Annotated in this window: 12 protein-coding genes; 9 read left to right on the top strand and 3 right to left on the bottom strand. The window is 73.1% G+C overall.

Annotation, left to right across the window (positions count from 1 at the left end; translation table 11 throughout):
• Complete coding sequence (locus tag SSP29_RS35160; RefSeq protein WP_089104932.1) at nucleotides 1-2,757, bottom strand: ATP-binding protein; 2,757 nt, start codon at nucleotides 2,755-2,757, stop codon at nucleotides 1-3.
• 326 nt (nucleotides 2,758-3,083) lie between these two features.
• Here SSP29_RS35160 and SSP29_RS35155 point away from each other — a divergent pair, with 326 nt between their 5' ends.
• Nucleotides 3,084-4,058, top strand: a complete 975-nt coding sequence (locus SSP29_RS35155) for an alpha/beta hydrolase (protein WP_089105062.1) — start codon at nucleotides 3,084-3,086, stop codon at nucleotides 4,056-4,058.
• Between the two features lie 81 nt (nucleotides 4,059-4,139).
• Here SSP29_RS35155 and SSP29_RS35150 read toward each other — a convergent pair whose 3' ends face one another.
• Nucleotides 4,140-5,486, bottom strand: coding sequence for a DUF3500 domain-containing protein (locus tag SSP29_RS35150; protein ID WP_089105061.1), 1,347 nt, complete (start codon nucleotides 5,484-5,486; stop codon nucleotides 4,140-4,142).
• A gap of 512 nt (nucleotides 5,487-5,998) precedes the next feature.
• Here SSP29_RS35150 and SSP29_RS35145 point away from each other — a divergent pair.
• The 5 genes from SSP29_RS35145 (at nucleotide 5,999) to SSP29_RS35125 (ending at nucleotide 13,703) form a co-directional block, all read left to right on the top strand.
• On the top strand, nucleotides 5,999-6,541 hold the full coding sequence (locus SSP29_RS35145) for a nuclear transport factor 2 family protein (protein ID WP_089104931.1): 543 nt from the start codon (nucleotides 5,999-6,001) through the stop codon (nucleotides 6,539-6,541).
• 239 nt (nucleotides 6,542-6,780) lie between these two features.
• The gene (locus SSP29_RS35140; RefSeq protein ID WP_089104930.1) at nucleotides 6,781-9,549 is read left to right on the top strand and encodes a helix-turn-helix transcriptional regulator; all 2,769 of its coding nucleotides are present in this window, start codon (nucleotides 6,781-6,783) and stop codon (nucleotides 9,547-9,549) included.
• A gap of 100 nt (nucleotides 9,550-9,649) precedes the next feature.
• The gene (locus SSP29_RS35135; RefSeq protein ID WP_089104929.1) at nucleotides 9,650-10,339 is read left to right on the top strand and encodes a DUF2306 domain-containing protein; all 690 of its coding nucleotides are present in this window, start codon (nucleotides 9,650-9,652) and stop codon (nucleotides 10,337-10,339) included.
• A gap of 193 nt (nucleotides 10,340-10,532) precedes the next feature.
• Nucleotides 10,533-11,303, top strand: coding sequence for a polysaccharide deacetylase family protein (locus SSP29_RS35130; protein WP_089104928.1), 771 nt, complete (start codon nucleotides 10,533-10,535; stop codon nucleotides 11,301-11,303).
• A gap of 102 nt (nucleotides 11,304-11,405) precedes the next feature.
• On the top strand, nucleotides 11,406-13,703 hold the full coding sequence (locus tag SSP29_RS35125) for an FUSC family protein (RefSeq protein ID WP_089104927.1): 2,298 nt from the start codon (nucleotides 11,406-11,408) through the stop codon (nucleotides 13,701-13,703).
• Between the two features lie 120 nt (nucleotides 13,704-13,823).
• Here SSP29_RS35125 and SSP29_RS35120 read toward each other — a convergent pair whose 3' ends face one another.
• Nucleotides 13,824-14,612, bottom strand: a complete 789-nt coding sequence (locus SSP29_RS35120; protein ID WP_089104926.1) for a sugar isomerase domain-containing protein — start codon at nucleotides 14,610-14,612, stop codon at nucleotides 13,824-13,826.
• Nucleotides 14,613-14,777: 165 nt separating this feature from the next.
• On the opposite strand from SSP29_RS35120, the gene SSP29_RS35115 reads away from it, so the two are divergent.
• The 3 genes from SSP29_RS35115 to SSP29_RS35105 all read left to right on the top strand — a co-directional run bounded on the left by SSP29_RS35115 (nucleotide 14,778) and on the right by SSP29_RS35105 (nucleotide 20,662).
• Nucleotides 14,778-15,662: a MurR/RpiR family transcriptional regulator gene (locus SSP29_RS35115; protein WP_089104925.1), complete on the top strand. Its 885-nt coding sequence runs from the start codon at nucleotides 14,778-14,780 to the stop codon at nucleotides 15,660-15,662.
• Nucleotides 15,663-15,770: 108 nt separating this feature from the next.
• On the top strand, nucleotides 15,771-20,036 hold the full coding sequence (locus tag SSP29_RS35110) for a glycoside hydrolase family 38 N-terminal domain-containing protein (protein WP_089104924.1): 4,266 nt from the start codon (nucleotides 15,771-15,773) through the stop codon (nucleotides 20,034-20,036).
• Nucleotides 20,033-20,662: a malonyl CoA-ACP transacylase gene (locus SSP29_RS35105; protein WP_089104923.1), complete on the top strand. Its 630-nt coding sequence runs from the start codon at nucleotides 20,033-20,035 to the stop codon at nucleotides 20,660-20,662. Before SSP29_RS35110 ends, SSP29_RS35105 begins: the two co-directional genes overlap by 4 nt.
• Nucleotides 20,663-20,774 lie beyond the last annotated feature (112 nt).

Here is a 20,774-nt window from a genome sequence, read left to right as displayed (position 1 = left end):
CTACGCCGAGGTGAGCCGGTCGCGGCGGGCGGCGAGTTCCCGGCGGGAGTGGACGTCGAGTTTCCTGAACACCTTGCGCAGGTGGTAGTCGACCGTGTGCACACTGAGGAAGAGCTGGGCGGCGATCTCCCCGTTGGTGGCGCCGCCCGCGGCGAGCCGGGCGACCCGGGCCTCCTGCGGGGTGAGTTCGCCGCCGCCGCTCGGTGCGTGCGCACCGGCCGGGAGGGAGTCGCCGGCCGCGGAGAGTTCCTGTGCCGTTCTGGCGGCGAAGCCCTGGGCGCCCATGGCGTCGAAGAGCTCGTGGGCGGTGCGCAGTTCGTGCCGGGCGTCCCTGGTCCGGCGCTCCCGGCGCAGCCATTCGCCGTAGAGCTGGTGGCTGCGGGCCCGGCGCAGCGGGCCGCGGACGTCCTCGTGGTGCCGGATGGCCTGGACGTACAGCTTCTCGGCCGACGACGGGTCGGCGGTGGTCAGGGCCCGGGCGCGGGCGAGGTCGCCGAGCAGGCCCGGGACGGGGGTGCGCTCGGCGAGCCGGGTCAGGAGTTCCAGCAGGCCCAGTGCCTCGTCCTGGCGGCCGCTGCGGGTGGCCGCCTCGACCATGTCGGCGAGGGCGAACTTCGCCTGGCAGAGTTCCCCGATCTGGCCCGCGAGGCTCAGGTACGCCTCCTCGTACCGGCTCTGGCTCAGTTCGACCACGCACCGGGCGTAGTCGAGGAAGACCAGCTGGTAGCCCTGTCCGGTGCGGTCGGCGTGCTCGCGTACCGCCTCGGCCAGCGCGCGGGCCTCCTCGAACCGGCCGCGCCAGGCGGCGATGAGCAGGGCGCCGAGATACAGCTGGGAGCCGCGGGCCTCCTCCAGCGCCGTCCGCTGGTCGAAGAGGCGCTCGGACTCGTCGAGGCGGCCGGCGATCAGCTCCGAGAGGGCGGTGTGGCTGAGGGCCAGGGCCATCGGGATGGCGGCGCCCTGCCGGCCGGCTTCGGCGTGCAGCCGCCAGGCGAGTTCGTGCAGGGTGACGTCGTCGCCGAGGACGGTGGCGTGCGAGCAGGCCGCGGCCAGCAGCTGGAACAGTTCCGGCGCGGTCGACTCCTCCTGCCGTACCGCCGCCACGGCCTGCCGGAGCCTCGGACCGGCACCGGCCAGGCCTTCGAGGTGTACGGCGGTGTCGGCCTCCAGCACCACGTCGCCCGTGGTGGCCCGCATCCCGGCGGGCAGCGGCAGCGAGCGGACCGTCTCTGCGACGCTGCGGCGCGTCGCCCCCGGTGGTGCCAGTGAGCCGCTGATCTGCGCCTGGACGAGCGCCTCCACGAGGATGTCGCGGGCGAGCCTGATGTCGACGGGACCCAGTTCCCGGGCCGCGGCCAGCAGGGCGTACGTCGCGGCCGCCGGTGCGCCCGTGAGCCGGTGGATCCGTGCCTGGACTCGCTGGACCAGGCCGTTGTAGCGCCGGTCGTCGCGGTAGGCGGCCGCTTCGTCGAGCAGCGCCTGTGCCCGGCCCGGGGAGCCGGCCACGGCACTCGCCTCGGCCGCCGCCAGCAGGCGCCGGGCCCGGGCGTGCGGGTCCGGGGTCAGGGCCGCGGAGCGGGCCAGCAGCGACGAACTGCCGGTCCAGTCACCGCGGTCCCGGGTGCGTACGGCGGCGCGGTCGAGCTCCGCCGCGACGACGTCGTCCGGATCGGTGGCGGCCGCCGCGAGGTGCCAGGCACGCAGGTCGACCTCGCCGAGATCCGCCGCGACCTCGGCGAGGACGGCGTGCACCCGGGTGCGCTGAGCGAGGGGGGCGCCGTAGTAGACGGCCGAACGGATCAGCGGATGACGGAATCTGACGGTCTCGCGGATGGAGAGGAGGCTGCGCTCCTCGGCCGCCGCGGCGGCGCCGGCGTCGAAGCCGAGCTCGGGGCCGGCCCGCCACAGCACGTTCGGGTCGCTGGTGGGGTCGGCGGCCGAGGTGAGCAGGAGGGTACGGGTCTGCGGCGGCAGCGCCAGCGCCTCGCGCAGGTAGACGCGTTCCAGGGCGCTGCCCAGCGGCATCGGTTCGGGCAGCGATGCCTCGCCGCTGAGCTGGTCGGCGCTGAGTTCCCGGGCCGCTTCGACGAGGGCGAGGGGGTTGCCGCCGGTCGAGGTGACGACTCGGTCGCGGACGCCGGGGTCGAGGGCGCCGGGGACCGCCGATTCCAGCAGCCGTCCGGCCGCGTCCGTGTCGAGACCGGTCACGGCAAGTTCGGGGAGTCCGGCCAGGTGGTCGACCCGGTCGGGGTGGTTGCGGGCGGCGAAGACCATGGTGATCGCGTCGGCGTGCAGCCGCCGGGCCACGAAGGCGAGCACCGCGGCCGACTCCTCGTCCAGCCAGTGGGCGTCGTCCACCAGGCACAGCAGGGGCCGGTCGTCGGCGCGGGCGTCGAGCAGCCCCAGCGACGCGAGGGCGACCAGGAACCGGTCGGGCGGGCTGGTCCGCTCCTCGAATCCGAAGACCTGGCCGAGGGCGGCGCGTTGCGGGTCGGGCAGCTTGGGCAGCTGGGACAGATGCGGCCTGAGCAGCTGGTGCAGGGCGGCGAAGCCCAGTTCGGCCTCGGACTCCACGGCGTCGAAGCGCACGATCTCGAAGTCGGCGGCCGCGCCTGCCTGGAGGTGGTCGAGCAGAGTGCTCTTGCCGCTCCCGGGCCCGCCCCTCAGGACCAGGACGCCGCTCATCCCGCGCCGGGCTTCGTCGAGCGCCGCCGTCAGCCGGCCACGTTCCTCGTCCCGCCCGAACAGCTCGTCCAATGGTCAACCCCAGGATGCTCGAAAGGGGCGGCTTCCGCTGCTCTCTGCCACGCATGGGTCCAGTCACCGGATCCGTGTGGCCCATACTGGCCAGCGCCTGGGCCCTTTGTCCAGTTGCCCCCACGGCCCGTAGCACCGGGACTACCGAACGGCGTCGGCCACGTGATGCCGCCTCCTCGGTCCGGTGTCAGGCTGGAAGGCGATGCCGCCGCCCGGCCTCGCCGCCGACGCACCCGCGGTGCCCCGCTCGTCAGGTGGTGACCCGCGGAGACGAGCGGCCGGCCGAACCCCACCGCCGCGGCATCGGCACTTTCTGGAGGTTCGTCATGAAGGATCTGCCCCCGCCGCCCACCCCCTACCTGGAGCCCGCGGCCCGCGAACTCGCCGACGCCACCGCACCCCACCCGCGGATCTACGAGGTACCGCCCCCGCAGGGGCGTGACATCCTCGCCGGTCTGCAGACGGGCAAGGGCGTGGCCAAACCGCCCGCCGACGAGAGCTGGATCGACGTCGACGCCGGCGAGTGGGGCACCGTACGCGCCCACGTCATCAAGCCCGAGGGCATCAACGGGCCGCTCCCGGTGATCTTCTACATCCATGGCGCCGGGTGGGTCTTCGGCGACGAGAACACCCACGACCGTCTCGTCCGGGAGCTGGCCGCCGGGGCGCAGGCAGCCGTCGTGTTCCCCGTGTACGACCGGGCGCCCGAGGCCAGGTACCCGACCCAGATCGAGCAGAACTACGCCGTCGCCCGGTGGGTCGTGGCACACGGCACCGAGCACGGCCTCGACCCGTCCCGGATGGTCGTCTGCGGCGACTCGGTGGGCGGCAACATGTCGGCGGTCCTCGCCCAGATGGCCAAGGACCGCGGCGACATCGATCTCGCCGCGCAGATCCTGCTCTACCCGGTCACGAACGCCGACTTCGACACGCCGTCCTACCGGCAGTTCGCCGACGGCTACTACCTCACCCGGGACGGCATGATCTGGTTCTGGGACCAGTACACGACCGACGAAGGCCAACGCCGGGAACGCTACGCGGCCCCGCTGCAGGCCTCCGTCGAGGACCTCAGGGGGCTGCCGCCGGCCCTGGTGATCACCGACGAGGCCGATGTGCTGCGCGACGAGGGCGAGGCGTACGCGTCGCATCTGCGGGAGGCCGACGTCCCGGTCACCGCCGTGCGGGTCCAGGGCATGGTGCACGACTTCATGATGCTGGACAGCCTGCGCGACACGAACGCCACGAACGTCGCACGGCACCTCGCCGTCGACTCCATCAGGGAGGCTCTGCACACCGGTTGAGGCGCCGCTGCCGCCGAAGCCACCGGGCCGGGCCTGCTCCGTGTCACGGCGGAACCGGAGCAGGCCCTTCGATCGCGTGGCTCAGTGGTGGTGCGGTGACGTCAGGTAGTGGTGGCGGAGCAGTTCCCTGCCGTAGTCGTTGCCGTTGGGGGTGCGGACGACGGAGTGGATGTGCAGCTGGGTGGGGCCGTCACCGCGCGTCTTGCCGTACGCGCCGCCCAGCGGCCCCGCCGCCTGGCAGTCGACCTCGATCCAGACGACCGGACTGTGGACCCGCAGGTAGAAGGGGTCGTCGTCGCCGGTGCCGCCCACCCAGGCCGCGTAGGTGTCCGCGAGGTGGCTGCGGATCTCGGCCATGCGCACCTTGGCCACGTCGGCCTTGGCCCGGTTCACGAACGCCTCGGCGACCGCAAGGAGCTTGTGCTGCTGGGCCGGGGTGAGTTCGGTGGCACGGATGCCGGCGTAAGCGACGACCGCGTTGTCGGCGAAGGCACCGGCCTTCATGTCCTCGTTCGCCTTCGTTGCCTTGATGATCGCGGTCGCCTGCTGGGCCTCGGTGAGCGACTGGATGAACGCCAGGCTCGCGTCGACCTCCTCCTGGCAGACCGAGACGGTCTCGCCGTCGATCACCATCTTCGTCGGCTCCGAGCCCCAGAAACAGGGGCTCATCACGACCTGGTCGCCGAGCACGAAGTAGTTGACGACCAGGTGGTGGCCGTCGAACTGGAAACCCCAGGGGTCGGTGGCCGAGGGCGTGCCCATCACGGTCCAGTAGAAGAGTTCGTCGTTGAAGACGTCGGCCTTGCCGAGCATGACGCCGGCCGCGTTGTTGAGACGGCGGATCCTCTCGGTGGTCTCCAGGCCGTCGGCGCTCAGCGCCGCCGTCATCAGGGCGGTGCCCAGCGCGTTCTGGTCGTCCGTCAGGTCGGCCAGCGACACGCCCTGCCGCTTGAACTCCCCCGGGTCGAGATTGCTCCAGGTCCGCCACTCGGTGGAGCGCAGCGAGAACTGCGTCTTCGCCTTCTGGGCGTCGGTGAGCCCGGCCAGGAAGGCCTGGGCGGCCGCGACGACGGGTGCGGTGTCGACTCCCTCGGAGCGGAGCGTGAAGAGGTCGTCGATCTGTCCGCCGTCGGTGGTCAGGCCGTAGAAGTCCTCGGTGATGGTCTGCGTACCGAGGATGCCGCCGCCTCCGCCCCCGCCACCGCCGGTGGGGCTCGCGCTGGGGGACGGGCCGGCGCTGTCGTCGGCCGCGGCCGAGGGACTGGCGGTGGAGGCGTCGGCGGCGAACGCCACCGCGCCGGCTCCGCCCATGGCGGTGAACGCGGCGGCACCGCCGGCCAGGAAGACCCTGCGCATGAAGGTACGGCGGTCCGCTTCCGCCGACCGTACCTCCGCCGCGTGCCCTTCTTGTACCGTGCTGTCACCCATGCCGGTTTCGGACACTAGGTTGCACCTCTCTTTTCTCAAGTCTTCGGGTTTTCTGGTCAGCGGCTGCGCGATGACTATCACCGAGAAGAATGAGAAATCCATGAAAGCGCTCTCCTATCGATTTCCGCAGGATCGAAAGTCGGCCACCAGCGAGATTTAGCCACGATCGGGCTGCGCTGATTTCACAGAAGGAAGGCCTTACCGCCACTTTGCGAAATCCGGCCGGTTTCCCGGCCTTTCTCTGAATTACCACAGAGTTTTTCGGACAGTGCGCGCTCCGGATCGGTGGCGTCGGTTCCGGTAGCACCGCTCGTCGGTCGGCACAGGTAACTGCGTAGGCCTGGATCTACGTGGTTTTCGCCGACGCGGGCAGCCGCCCCGCCGCGGGACCGTCTTCCTTGTCACGAGGGTGCCGACACGGCGGACGCGCCTGGCCCGTTCGGGTCCAGTACGTCGTCGCCGAGTTCGTCAGCCGACCAGCACGCGAGCGCATCACTGTTCTTGGAGAAACCATGACCATCAATCGTCGCAGCGTCACCACCGTCGCGGCTCTTGCCGTGTTCGGTACCGCCGGAGCAGTCGGCCCGGCCGTGTCGAGTTCGGCTCGGCCGGCCTCCGCGGCGACCGTGACCGCGGTCGGCCTGTCGAGCCACCACCGGCTTCCGGCCGTTGCCGTCGACTGGGCGGCCGCGTGGAACGGCAACGACCCGCAGCGATTCGCCGCCCTGTTCGTCAAGGACGGCTCCCGGTACACCGACCACGCCTTCGGGAGGACCTACACCGGCCGGGACGGGATGGCGGAGTGGTTCAACAACACCAAGTACTTCGTCCAGAACGCCAAGATCGAGGTCACCGGCGCGTTCGCCGGTCGCGACCAGGTGTCGATCAGCTGGACGTTCAGCGGACAGTTGCTCAACGCGCCCAAGCCGTTCTCCGTGCCGGTCGCCACCGTCCTTCAGCTGTGCGGGAACAAGATCCTCACCAACGACGACTACTACAACATGCAGGACGTCCTGCTCCAGTCCGGTCTTCCGGCCGACACCGTCTTCGGCTGACAGGCCAGGCACCACGGACGCGCACTCCCGTTCGGCGTGAACACACTCCCCCGCCCCCGGACGGAACGGCTCACGCCAAGCCGCAGTGCGCGAACTGCAGGCGTCGAACACGGGTAAGTGCGGCAGTCACCGCGCGCCCCGGCAGCCGTCGGCTCCTTCCATCGGCCGGAACCTTGGCCTCCCTGCACCCCCGATAGAGTGACAGTGTTCGTCACCGCCCGGGGAAGGGAGCCGACGCCGTGGTCTTCGTCGCCCGGAAGAGCGAGCTGCGCGTGCTCGACGACCTGGTCCGCGCGGCGGCGGACGGGCGCGGTGGGGCCCTGGTGGTGGCCGGCGAAGCGGGGATGGGCAAGTCCGCGCTCGTCGACGCCGCGATCGGCGGGCTCGACGGGTGGCTGGTGCTGCGCGCCGCCGGTACCGAGTTCGAGCGGGACCTTCCGTACGCCGCGCTGCACCAGCTCTGCGCGTCGGTGATCGGGCATCGCGACGGCCTGCCCGCGGTGCAGCGGCTGGCGCTGGAGTCGGTCTTCGGCCTCGGCGGCGGGACGACCCCGGATCCGCTGACGATCGGCCTGGCCGTGCTGGGGTTGCTGCACGAGCTCGCCAGGGACCGGCCCGTGTGCTGCGTGGTGGACGACGTCCAGTGGGTCGACGCGGGGACCCGGCAGGTGCTGGGCTTCGTCGCGCGGCGCGTCGCCGCCGAGCGGATCGCGGTGGTGCTCGCCGAGCGGAGTCCGTCCGCCGACGGGGACCGTTCGGTCGAGCTGAGTGCCTCCGCCGACCGGGACCGGTCGGCCGAGCGGAGCCCGTCCGCCGAGCCAGGGTTCACCGATCTGCCGCGCCTGCCGTTGCCGGGCCTCGGTGACGCGGAGGCCCGGACGCTGCTGCGTTCGGCCGCACGCGCGGACCTGGACGGCGAGGTGCTCGAACGGATCCTCGCCGAGGCCGGCGGGAACCCCCTGGCCCTGCTGGAACTCGGCCACCGGACCGGGCCGTTGGGTCTGCCCGCCGGGAGCGACGACGGGCCGCGGGCCAACGTGGCGGACGCGCTGGAGGCACGGTTCGCCCGACAGGTGCGCGAACTGCCCTCCGCGGCCCGCTCACTGGTGGTGCTCGCCGCCGCGGAACCGGTCGGTGACCTCGGCCTGGTGGGCCGTGCCGCCCGTCTGCTCGCCCTGGACCCGGCCGAGCTGACCGCCGCGGAGGACGAGGGACTGGTCACCCTCGGGCCCCGGCTGCGCTTCCGCCACCCGCTGGTGCGCTCGGGCGCCTACCGCTCGGCCACCGCCGGCACACGCCGGCGGGTCCACGCCGCACTCGCCGAGGCCACCGACACGGAGACCGACCCCGACCGCCGCGCCTGGCACCGGGCGCACTCGGTGGTCGACACCGACGAGGCGGTCGCCGCGGAGCTGGTCGGCTCCGCCGGGCGGGCGCAGCGGCGCAGCGGTCTGGCCGCGGCCGCGGCGTTCCTCGAACGCGCGGCGCAGCTGACACCCGATCCCGCCCGCCAGGGTGAGCGGATGCTCGCCGCGGCCCGGGCGAGGCTGGATTCCGGCGCGCCCGCCCGGGCCCGTGAACTGCTCGCGCAGGCCGAGCGCCGTCCGCTGGCACCGGCGGACCGCGCCGACGCCCGGCTGCAGCGGGCCCTGATCGAATTCCACGTGGCCCGCAGTCCGGAGGCGACCGTCGCGCTCGTCGACGCCGCGGCCGGCCTTCCGCCCGGCCGGGCCAGAGAGACCTACCTGGAGGCCTTCTCCTCGTCGATGTTCGTCGACCGGCTGCCGGGACGGCTGCGGCAGCTCGGCACCCGCATCCGCGAGCAGGCACCGCGGCGGCAGGACGAGTCCCGCCCGGTCGACCTGCTGCTGGACGCGCTGCTCGACCAGGTCCTGGCACCGGTCGAGGAAGCGGTGCCCACGATGCAGCGGGCGGTGGCCGCGTTCCGCACCGCGACGAGCCCGTGGTGGATGGAGCTCGCCTGTCTGATGGCACTCGATCTGGGCGACGACGACTCCGCCGAGGTGCTCTCCGCCCGGCAGGTGGCGCTGGCCCGGGAACAGGGCGCCTTCGCCGTGCTGCCCCAGGCCCTGCGTGTCCACGCGATCGCCCGGACGGTCTTCGGCCGCTACGAGGAGGCGGCCGCGAGTCTTGCGGAAGCCCGTGCGATCGACGAGGCGGCGGGCACCGTCAGCCTCTCCTTCGCCGAGCTCATCCTGGCCGGGTGGCGCGGTGACGCCGATCGGGTCGGCGAGCTGCGGGCCACGATGCGCCGGCGCATCGGCCGCGACGAGGCGGTCGGCGAGCTGTACGCGACGGCGGTGCTGTGCAACGGGCTCGCCGACTACTCCGCCGCCCTCGAAACCGGACTCGCCTCCCGGACACAGGAGGAAGAGGGTTCCTACGTGGTGTGGGGCCTCGACCCGGAGTTCGTCGAGGCGGCCGTCCGCGCCGGACGGCCGCAGGAGTGCGCCGCGGTCATGGCCCGGCTCGAAGCCCTGGCGCGCACCGGCCGGACCGCCTGGGCCGAGGCGAGGTACCGGCTCGCGCAGGCGCTGCTCGATCCGGGCGAAGCGGAGAGCACCGACGCCCGCTACCGGGAAGCCGTCGACCTGTTCGCCCGGACCGGGGTGCGGGCGCACTACGGCCGTACCCGCCTGCTGTACGGCGAGTGGCTGCGCCGGGCCGGCCGCCGCGCCGACGCCCGCGTCGAACTGCGGGCGGCACACGAGACACTGACCGCGGTCGGCGCGGCCGCGTTCGCCGAGCGGGCGGCCCGTGAACTGGTCGCCACCGGGCAACGCCCGCGCCGGGACGGGGCGAACCCGCTCGACCTGCTCACCGCCCAGGAGCGGCTGATCGTGGGGAAGGTCGCCGGCGGCGCGACGTCCAAGGAAGTCGCCGCTGCGCTCTTCCTCAGCCCGCGCACGATCGACACGCACCTGCGCAACAGCTACCGCAAGCTCGGCATCTCCTCCCGCCGCCAGCTGCGCGAACTCCCTCTCTGAGCGTCGCGTAGGCGGCTGATCTACGTAGTTCTCACCGACGCGGCCGCGGCCGGCGGCACGGGAAGCTCGCTGCAACCACCCGGTCTAGCAGGAGCTTGTGATGACCTTTCCCGTTTCCCGTAGCGGCAGGCGACGGATCGCCTGGGCCGCGCTCGCGGTCTCCGCCGCCGGCATCGCCGTGTTCTCGGGCGCCACCTACCTCACCGGCGACGCGTCGGCGAGCCGGATCCCGCTCAACCCGCATGTCGCGGCGCACTACCTGACGATCGTGGTGCACGCCCTGCCCGCGAGCCTGCTGTTGCTGATCGGGCCGTTCCAGTTCGCGAACAGACTGCTGGCCGGCCGTCCCGCCCTGCACCGCACGCTCGGCTATGTGTACATGGGCAGCGTGGTGGTCGCCGCGCTCGCGGCCTATGTGGCCGCCACCTTCTCCGTCTCCGGCATTTCCGTGCAGGTCGCGTTCTACCTGTTGTCCACCGCCTGGCTGTACACCCTCTTCCAGGGTTTCCGCGCCATCCGGCAGGGCCAGATCCAGCTCCACCGGATCTGGCTGATCCGCAACTACGCGCTGAGCTTCGCCGCGGTCGCGCTCCGCGCCTTCCTCGGTCTCGGCCTGGTCCTGCAGGGCCCGTTCCCCTCGCTGGCCTTCCACGACATCTACACCACGAGCGTCTGGGCGTCGATCCTCGTGTGCGCGGTCGTCGCCGAGTACTTCATCATCCACAGGACACTCGCTCCGCTGGTGCGCAAGCGGTCGAACAAGCCGCGCATCCCCATGTACGACTCCTGACCGCCTGGTCCTTGCACAAAGAGGCGTGACCGCCAACACCGATTGCCGTCCCCGGCGTTAGAGATCTCGCAGGGAGCCTGTCGCAGAATCCTCGCGGAATTGTCCGTGATCGGTAACGGATGGATCCGGTGCCCGCCGTCTTCCGTCCTGACGGGTGCACGAGGTCGACTCAACGACAGGGAACGGGGCGGACATGGCGCGGCACGGCGGACGGGGATGGTACGGCCAGGTGGTCGCGGCGGCGCTCGGGGTCACGGCCGTGACCGTGGCCGCCTCGCTGTGGACCGCGCAGGCCGGTCCCGTCAAGGAGCGCGTGCAAGCCGGGACTCCGGTGCACCACAGCGATCCGAAGGCGGCCCCGGTGTCGATGGCGATCGCGCACGCCTCGGACCGGGGCGCCAGGGGCGTGAACATCACGATCGACGACGGGCCGGACCCGGTCTGGACCCCCGAGGTGCTCCAGGTACTCAAGGCGTACGGCGTGAAGGCCACGTTCTGCATGATCGGACCGCAGGCGAAGGCGCACCCGGACCTGGTCAGGGCGGTGGTGGCGGCCGGGCACCGGCTCTGCGACCACACGGTCTCCCACGACGTGACCATGGACACCAAGTCCGAGGCCTACCAGTCCCAGCAGATCCTCGACGCCGAACAGATGATCACCGAGGCGTCCGGGGGCGTACGGCCGCTCTACTACCGCGCCCCGGGCGGCGCCTTCACCCCGTACAGCCGCAAGCTCGCCGCCTCCCACGGTATGCGTCCGCTGGGCTGGAACGTCGACTCGAAGGACTTCGAACGCCCCGGCACGGCCGCCATCGTCACCACCGTCAAGGAGGAGATGCCCAACGGGCCGACCATCCTCTTCCACGACGCCGGCGGCGACCGCTCCGAGACGGTTGCCGCTCTGCGCGAGGTGCTGCCGTGGCTGAAGGAACAGGGGTACTCGTTCGGCTTCCCGGTGCGCTGAGCGGCCGGTAAATGTTGCGGGCGGGACGGTGGTGGCCGCATATGGGTGGTGTGGGCGGTACGGCGGTGGGGCCGGCTGCCGCGGGCCCGGCGGGAGGTGGACATGTCGGGGCGGGCGCCACGCTGGGTGACGTGGTTGCGCGGCAAGGACCCGGATCTCGCGGCGACCCGGCGGGCCGGGCGCACGGCCCTGGTGATGCCCGCCCTGTTCGCGCTGTGCACCGAGGTGCTGCACTCGCCGACGATGGCGAGCTACGCCGCGTTCGGCTCGTTCTCGATGCTGCTGCTGGTGGACTACTCCGGGCCGATGGTGGAGCGGCTGCGGGCGCAGGCGGCGCTCGCGGTGGCGTGGCTGGTGCTGATCTGCGCCGGGACGCTGGCGGGGCGGGAGACCTGGCTCGCCGTGGCGGCCACGGTCGTGATCGGGTTCGTGGTCCTCTTCGCCGGTGTGGTCAGCTCGGTCCTGGCCGGCAGTTCGACGGCGCTGCTGCTGGCCTTCGTGCTGCCGGTCAGCGCCCCGGTACCGCTGTCGCAGCTGCCCGAGCGCCTCGCCGGTGCGGGCCTGGCGGCGGCGGTGGCCCTGCCGGCCGTCGCCCTGTTGTGGCCGCGCCCCGTCGCCGACGCGCTGAGCGCCCCGGCGGCGGCCGTGTGCCGTGCCGCCGCCGGGTATCTGCGTATCCGCGCGGCCCTGCCGGGCCCGGACGGGCCGGGGGCCGACGCCGAGCGCTGCCGGGTGGGGGCGGAGCAGACCGCGCGGACCGGCGCGGACCTGCGCGGGGTCTTCGACGCGACGACGTGCCGCCCCACCGGCCTGTCCGCGACCTCACGTGCCCTGGTCCGGCTGGTGGACGAGCTGACCTGGCTGTGCGCGGTCCTCGTCGACCGGTCCGACTACACCGCCGAGCCTCCGACCTGCGATCCGGCCGCGTACACCGTGCGCCGCGCCGCCGCCCACGTCCTGGAGGCGGCCTGCGACCTGCTCACGGACCTCGACGGGGACACCGGTGCGCTGCGGGCCCGCGAGCAGGAGCTGCGGGCGGTCCTGGCCGGGATGGAGCACAGCTCCACCGTCCGGGTGCCCGCCGTTCATCCCGGCGGGAACAGCCCGGCGGAGGTCTTCGGGTTCATCGCCACGCTGGACGTCTCCTTCCGCGCCCAGGAGCTCGGCTTCGCCGTGCTGCAGATCGCCGACAACGTCGACATGGCGGCCACCGCCTGGCAGCGCAGCTGGCCCGAGCGGCTCCTCGGCCGGGAGCCGGGCGCTCTGGCCGCGCCTCTCGCCGCCGCCCGGGAACGGGCCGTCGCCCATCTCAGGCCCGACTCGGTGTGGCTGCACAACAGCCTGCGCGGCGCCGTCGGCCTCGGCATCGCCGTGTTCCTGGCCGGGGTGACCGGCGTGGGGCACTCCTTCTGGGTGCTGCTCGGCACTCTGTCCGTGCTGCGCTCCAACGCGCTCAGCACCGGGCAGAACGCCGTCCGCGCCGTCCTCGGCACGGTGGCCGGGTCCGTGATCGGCGCCGGGCTGCTGCATCTGATCGGCCACCACGGCACCGCGCTGTGGTTCGTGCTCCCCGTCGCCGTCCTGTTCGCCGGGATCGCGCCCGCCGCCGTCTCCTTCGCCGCCGGGCAGGCCGCGTTCACCGTCACGCTCGTGGTGCTCTTCAACATCGGCCATGACCCCAACTGGCACATCGTCCTGCTGCGCATCCAGGACATCGCGCTGGGGTGCGCGGTCAGCGTCCTCGTGGCCGTGTTCTTCTGGCCGCGCGGCGCCCGGGGCGCCGTCCACAAGGCACTCGCCGAGGCGTACGACGACAGCGCCCGATACCTCGGGGACGCCGTGCACTACGCCCTCGGCCACCGCCACGCCGTCGACCCCGATCCGCAGGGCCGGGTGGCGGCGGCCGCCGCCCGCCGCCTCGACGACGCGTTCCGCAACTACCTCGCCGAACGCGGCGCCAAGCCGCTGTCGCTGTCCTGCGCCAACACCCTCGTCACCGGCGTCGTCGGGCTGCGGCTGGCCGCCGACGCCGTCGTCTCCCTGTGGCAGGGCGAGGACGTGGCCCGCGTCCAGGCCGTCCGGGCCGACGCCCACCGCGCCGTCCTCGGGTCGGCGGCCCTGGTCACCGGCTGGTACCACGACTTCGCCGCGAGCCTCGGGGGCCGTTCGCCCGTCCCCGACGCCGTCCCGCTCCGGCCCGAGGGGGCCACCCGGCTCGTGGAGTCCGTCCGCACCGAACTCAGCGACGGCCAGGGCCGGCCCACCCCGGTCGCGGTCCGGATCATCTGGACCGACGACCACGTGGACGCCGCCCGCCGCCTCCAGCCCGGCCTGTCCGAGGCCGCCAGGGCACAGGCCAGGACACGCCACCGCCGGCTGCGCAGGACGCCCGCCGGCTGAACACGGCACCGGACGGACCGGCTGGGCACGGCGTCTCCCGAGGAACACGGCAGGTGTCCCGCACCCTGGAACTCGCGCTCCCCTGGAACGGCCGTCGCCCGCCGGTCGGCTGAGGTCCGCTCAGCTCGCGGTGCGCCGGATCCGTCCGGCGTACCGCTTCTCCAGTTCCAGGTTGCCCTCGAAGCCGCCGGGCACGTTGGCCGAGACGTAGACCGGGGGACGGTCGCCGGAGGCGAGGAGGAGGCCGGCCGCCTCGGCCACCGCCATCTGCACGAGCATCACCCCGGTCAGCGTGGACAGCGCACAGACCGCGCCGCCGCCCGGGAGCCCGAGGAGGGCGTCGCCGCGCGGGGCCGCGTTGTCGAGGACCACGTCGGCCAGGTCGGCGAGCTTCTTGCCGCTCGGGTGGCCGGCCGGGACCGCCCGGGTGTGGGCGAGGGAGGTGAGGGCGAGGAGGCGGTGTCCGTGTTCCCTGGCGTGCAGGGCCATCTCCACGATCACGTTGTTCACCCCGGAGTTGGAGATGACGACGAAGAGGTCCTGGGGGTGCGGGGCGGCGAGGTCGTAGAGGCGGGCCGCGACGCCGGGCTCGCGTTCCAGGAGCGGGTCGTCGAGGACGCTCGGGTGCTCGCCGCCGTAGAGGACGAGGTCGGCGATGCTGATCCGGTTGGTGGGCACCAGGCCGCCCGCGCGGCCGGCGACTTCGAGGACCATGGCCTGGGAGTGGCCGGTGCCGAAGGCCTGGACGACCCCGTCGGCGCGGACGCAGTCGGCGATCAGTGCGGCGGCCCGGGTGACGTCGGCGCGGGCGGACTCGGTGAGGCGACGGAGGGCGTCGAGGCCCTCGCGGGCGAAGCGTTCGGAGCTCACCGGGCCGGCCCCGGACTCGTTGGCGGACTCGACGGACACGTTCGCACTCCCCACTGCCGGGAACGACCGGATGGATTGAACCACCCCAACCACACGCCTGTCGATGAATCAATAAATCATGCGTGCCATACGCTGTGCAATGGCGCGTCCTTCCGGTCCTGGTATTCAACAGACCGCTCAAAGGGTGGCTGATACCTTCTCCTCATGCCCTCGACCGACGTCACCACACTCATCCGGACCGAGCTGCCGCGCCTGGCCGGCTCCCTGCGGAAGGTCGGCGAGCTGATCCTGGAGGATCCGGCCGCCGTCACCCACTGTTCGGCCGCGGAGCTGGGCCGCCGCACCGGCACCTCCCAGGCGACCGTGACCCGGTTCTGCCGGGCCGTGGGCCTCGACTCCTACCAGCACCTGCTGATCGCGCTCGCCCAGGAGCGGGGCCGCGGCGAGGTCTCCGACTGGGGCACGGCCGAGATCGGTCCGGACATCTCCCCGGACGACAGCCTGGAACGGGTGGTGAAGGTGGTCGGCACCGCGGACCTGCGGGCCGTCCAGCAGACCTTGGACCGGATCGACCTGGACGCGGTCGAGCGGGCCGCGCAGGCCATGGCCCGCGCCCGCAGGATCGACGTCTACGGCGTGGGCGGCAGCGGCGCGGTGGCGCAGGAGACCGAGACCCGGCTGTTCCGGATCGGCTGTTCGGTGCGCGGCTGGACCGAGGTGCATGCCGCGGCCACCTCGGCCGCCCTGCTCACCCCCGCCGACGTCGCGATCGGCATCTCCCACTCCGGGGCGACCCGCGAGACGACCGAGCCGTTCGAGACGGCCAAGGAGCGCGGCGCGACGACGATCGCCCTCACCGCCGACCCGCGTTCCCCGCTCGCCCGCACCGCCGACATCCGGCTCATCTCCTCCACCTCGGAGACCAGCTTCCCCACCGGCATCATCGGCGCCCGCCACTCGGTGCTGGTCCTCATCGACTGCCTGTACGTCCGGGTCGCCCAGCTCTCCTACCAACGGGCCAGCGCCTCACTGGCGTTGACCGACCACATCGCCGGGCAGCACGCGGCGAAGCCCCGGCGGTCGCGCTGAGCCGGCTCGCCTTCTGCATGGATGAACCATCAATGAATCACATGCGTGGTTGATTGAACCACCCCTCGATGCCAGGATGGGGCTCCGCCGAGCACTCGTAGGAGCCCCATGCGTGTGACCTCTGTCGAGTCGACCGAGCTCTTCACCGGCACTCCTGAGAAACCACTGCAAGTGGTCGTCGTCCGGGCCGAGCACATCCCGGGCCGTCCGGTGCTGCTGACCGTCGAGGGGCCGGGGGTGCGCAGCATCGGCGAGCACCGGGCGACCGCCGGCGAGGACGGAACCGTACGCGCGGAGGTCCCCGTGTCCGCCGAGCGGCTCGCGCCCGGCGACCGGCGCAACATCACGGTGACCGTCGAGGACGCGGGTGCGGGCCGACTCCTGCACCACGCGGCCGAGTTCACGGCCGCCGAGCCCGGCTGGACCATGTTCATGGTCAGCCACTTCCACTACGACCCCGTCTGGTGGAACACCCAGGCCGCCTACACCGAGACCTGGGACACCGCCGACGACCCGGCCTCCAGCGGTCTGCCCGCCCGCACCTTCGACTCGCGCGGCCAGTCCGGGATGAGCCTGGTGCGCGCCCACTGCGACCTGGCCCGGCGCGACCCCCTGTACACCTTCGTGCTCGCGGAGGTCGACTACCTCAAACCCTACTGGGACGCCTTCCCCGAGGAGCGGGCCTTCCTGCGCCAGCTGATCCGCTCGGGACGCGTCGAGATCATGGGCGGCACCTACAACGAGCCCAACACCAACCTCACCGGCGCCGAGGCCACCGTACGCAACGCCCTGTACGGGGACGGGTTCCAGCGCCGGATCATGGGCGCGGCGCCGGAAACCGCCTGGCAGCTGGACGCGTTCGGGCACGATCCGCAGTTCCCCGGGCTGATGGCGGACGCCGGGATCACCTCCAGTTCCTGGGCGCGCGGGCCGTTCCACCAGTGGGGGCCGACGCTCTCCGTCTTCGGCGAGGAGCCGCGCGATCCCGGGCGGATGCAGTTCCCGGCCGAGTTCAACTGGATCGCGCCCTCGGGGCGCGGGCTGCTCACCGCCTATATGGTCAACCACTACGGCGCCGGCTGGGCGATCGACAACGCGCCCACCCTGCCCGAGGCGGAGGCGGCCGCGTTCCGGCTGTTCCAGGGGCTGAAGAAGGTCGCGCTCACCAGGAACGTGCTGCTGCCGGTCGGCGGGGACTACGCGCCGCCGTGCCGCTGGGTGACGGGCATCCACCGCGACTGGAACGAGCGGTACGTCTGGCCGCGCTTCGTCAGCGGCATCCCCCGCGACTTCTTCGCCGCCGTGCGCGCCGAGCTGGCGACGGAGGGCCGCACGGCCTCGCCGCAGACCCGGGACATGAACCCGGTCTACACCGGCAAGGACGTCTCCTACATCGACACCAAGCAGGCCCAGCGGTACGGCGAGACGCTGCTCGCCGACGCCGAGGCCTGGGCGACCCTCGCCTCCCTCGTCACCGGGCACCCCTACCCGGACGCGGCCCTCGACAAGGCCTGGCGGCAACTGGTCTACGGCGCCCATCACGACGCCATCACCGGCTCGGAGTCGGACCAGGTGTACGTCGATCTCCTCACCGGCTGGCGGGAGTTGTACGACCTGGCCGGGACGGTGCACGCCGACGCCACCGACGCGCTGGCCCGCGAGGTCGTCCCGCTGCCCGGCGGCGCCCCGGACCTGGTCGTCTTCAACTCCGCCACCTGGCGCCGCCGGGACGTGCTCACGGTCGACGACCCGGGCGGCCTGGTCCCGCTGGACCTCACGGGCCTGCCGCTGCCCGCCGTCCGGGAGGACGGCCGGCTCCGGGTCGTCGTACCGGACGTACCGGGGTTGGGCCTCAAGGCCCTTTCGCTGGCGGACGGTTCGGTGCCCGGGTGGGCGCCGGGCGAAGGGCTCACCATCCGCAACGAGTTCTACGAGGTCACGGTCGATCCGGCGCGCGGGGGTGGGGTCTGCGGGCTGCGCCGGCTCGCCGAGGGCGGGCGGGAGTTGCTGCGCGCCGGTGAGATCGGCAACGAGCTGGTCGTGCAGGAGGAGTACCCCCGGCATCCGCGGTTCGGCGAAGGGCCCTGGCATCTCACCCCGACCGGCACGACCGCCGCCCGGAGCCGGGACGTCACCGCGGACGTCGAGGTCGAGCACTCCCCCGCCGGGTCGCGGATCACCGTCCGCGGTGACCTCGGGCTCTTCCGGTACACGCAGCGGCTGACCCTCTGGACGGGCGTCGACCGGCTCGACGCGACGACGAGCATCGACGGGTACGACGGCGCCGACCGGCTGATCCGGGTGCGCTGGCCCTCGGACGTGCAGGGCGGGCTGCCGGTGCACGAGGTCGCGGACGCGGTGATCGGGCGTGGCTTCGGGTTCGTGGAGGTGGACAGCGAGCGGTTCCCGTGGACCCTCGACAATCCGGCCAACACCTGGTTCGGGCTGGGCTCGACGGCCCGGATCGCCGTGCACGACGACACCGGCCGGCTGCTCGGGCAACGGGCGGTCGGGGTCGCCGAACTCATCCATGCCGACTGGGACTCCGCCGGTGAGCTGGGCACCCCGCTCGCGGCGGCCCTGGTGCGGGCGGGGGTCACGGCCACGTCGACGGTCGCGGGCGGTCCGCGCTACGGCGACCTGGAGGTGGACTCCAACCTGCCCGACCTCCGGATCGCCGTGGGCACCCCGGACCGCAACGCCGTGGTCGCCGAGGCGCTGAGCTGGGATCCGGCGGCGGCCCGGGAGATGAACCGGCAGCTGGCCGAGGGCGGTCTCGCGGCCGTCTGGGTGGCGCCGCGGGCGTCGCTGCGCGAGGAGTGGGTGCCCGGCGCCGATCTCCGTGAACCGGAGCAGCTCCCCCTGCTGGTCGTGGCCGGCGCCGAGGACGACGCGAAGGCGGTCGGCGCGCTGGTCGCCGACCTGGACGACGCGGTCGTACGGGCCACGGCGGCGGGGCGCGGCGAGGCACTGCCGCCGGGTGACGCCTGGGACGGGCGGAGCTTCGCCGTCCTGAACCGGGGCACGCCCGGCTGTGTCGTCACCTCCTCCGGCGACCTGTACATGTCCCTGATGCGGTCCTGCACCGGCTGGCCCTCCGGCATCTGGGTGGACCCGCCCCGCCGCACCGCACCCGACGGGTCCGGCTTCCAACTCCAGCGCTGGTCGCACACGTTCGAGTACGCCGTGGTCGCGGGTGCGGGCGACTGGCGGGAGCTGGGGCTGCCGCAGGCAGGACACGCCTTCAACCACCCGCTCACGGCACGCGTCCGGCCGCCCGCCGAGGCACCGGGCAGCCTGCCGCGCACCGCGACCCTCCTCGCTCTGGAGCCAGAGGGCCGGGTGCTCCTTGACGCGTTGAAGCCGAGCGGGGCGCCGCTCGCGCGCGGCAGCGTGGCGGCCGCGGATCCGGCGAGCGGGGTCGTCGTACGGCTGCACGAGGCGGACGGGCGGCCGGTGCGGGCCCGGGTCACCGGTCCCCGGCCGTGGACGGCGGGCGCTCGGGCGGACGTGCTGGAGAGGCCCGGGGAGCCGCTGGTCCCCGAGGGCGGTGCGCTGGACCTCGATCTCACCGGCTTCGAGGTGGCCACCGTACGGGCGACTCCCGGGGGCGCGCCGCCCGCGCCGGGTCCCGGGGTCGCCGCGCACGAGCCCGCCCAGCCGGTCGCCACCCGCTACTGGCTGCACAACTCCGGGCCCGCGCCCCGCGGCAACCTCCCGGTCGCCGTCCACCTCTCGCCGGCCGCGCTCACCGCCTGCGGACCGGTCACCGCGACGCTGCGGATCTCCTCCGAGCTCACCGACGCCTCGGCCGCGGGCACGGCAGACTTCAGTCACCCGCCCGGCTGGACGGCCGAACCCGCGCGCCTGCCCTACGCGTTGGGCCCCGGCGGCTTCACCCTCACCGAGGTCACGCTCACCCCGCCGCCGGACACCCCGCCCGGCCGGTACTGGCTGGGGGCGCGGCTGGTCCGCGACGGGCAGGTGTACGAGGACGTGGTCGCCGTCGATGTGCCGGGTGCCGTGCCCGAGGGCGAGCCGGACGGGCGGACCGGGCCGACTCTCCTGGCCCGCCTCGGAGTCGAGCGGATCCACGTCCGGCGGGGTGAACGGGTGACGGTCCCGGTCGTGCTGCGGAACCCGACCCGGGGGCCGGTCGGCGGCACCCTGTGGGCGGTGTCCTCGTGGGGGACCTGGGCCGGGGTCGCCCCGGGCTGCCAGGGGTTCACGGTGGCCGCCGGGGAGTCGCTGGAGTGCGGGATCGAGGTGGACGGCGCGGCGGTGGAGCCGGGGTCGTACTGGCTGCTGGCGAAGGCCGGCTGGCACGGGTGTGTCGCCTACACCGAGGCGGTCGTACTGGAGGTGACGCCGTGAGCGAGCACGCGGCTGTGGTGGGCGGGGAATCCGTGCCGGTGGAACGCGTGGAGACGCTGCTGGCGGCCGTGCCCGCCCGGGACCCGGCGGGCACCCGTCCGGAGGCGCTCGACCGGGCCGAGCGGCAGCGCCGGCGGTGGGCGACGCAGGTCGTCGTCACGGACGAACTGGCCCGGCGGGCCTGCGTGGAGCGCGGTCTGGAACCGCCCCGGGAGATCTCCCCCGAGCGCGTCCTGGCCGTGTCCGGAACGGATGTCGCCGACCTGGGCAGCATCGTCGCGGTGGCCCTCGCCCACTCCCCCGCCGCCCGCGCCCTGCTGGCCGCCCTGGAGGGCGAACAGCGGGTGCCCGAGGAGGCGGTGCGGGACTACTACGTCCGCAACCGGGACCGGTTCCTCACCAAGGACGCGCTGCGGCGCGGTGTCGACGCCTTCGGGACGGCGGCGGCCGAGGACTTCCAGCCGTACGAGCGCGTACGGGAGGACGTGGCGCGGGAGTTGCGGCGGGCGCGGGGACGCCAGGCCTTCTTCGACTGGCTGGACCGGGCCCGGGCCGGCGTCGCGTACCCGGCCGGGCACGAGCACCCCGGCGACCCGGCGCATCCGGACCACGAGCACCGGCACTGAGCCCGTCCGCCGGCGCGCGGAACCGAAACGAAACACGCGAACCATTGACCTCCGATGAATTGTGGTCCACATTTTCATCAATCACAATTCAAGTTGGTGATTTGAACCATCC

Source organism: Streptomyces hyaluromycini (assembly GCF_002217755.1).
Lineage (GTDB): Bacteria > Actinomycetota > Actinomycetes > Streptomycetales > Streptomycetaceae > Streptomyces > Streptomyces hyaluromycini.
The sequence above is the reverse complement of the archived record's forward strand: the minus strand, read 5'-3'. Positions and strand labels throughout refer to the sequence as shown.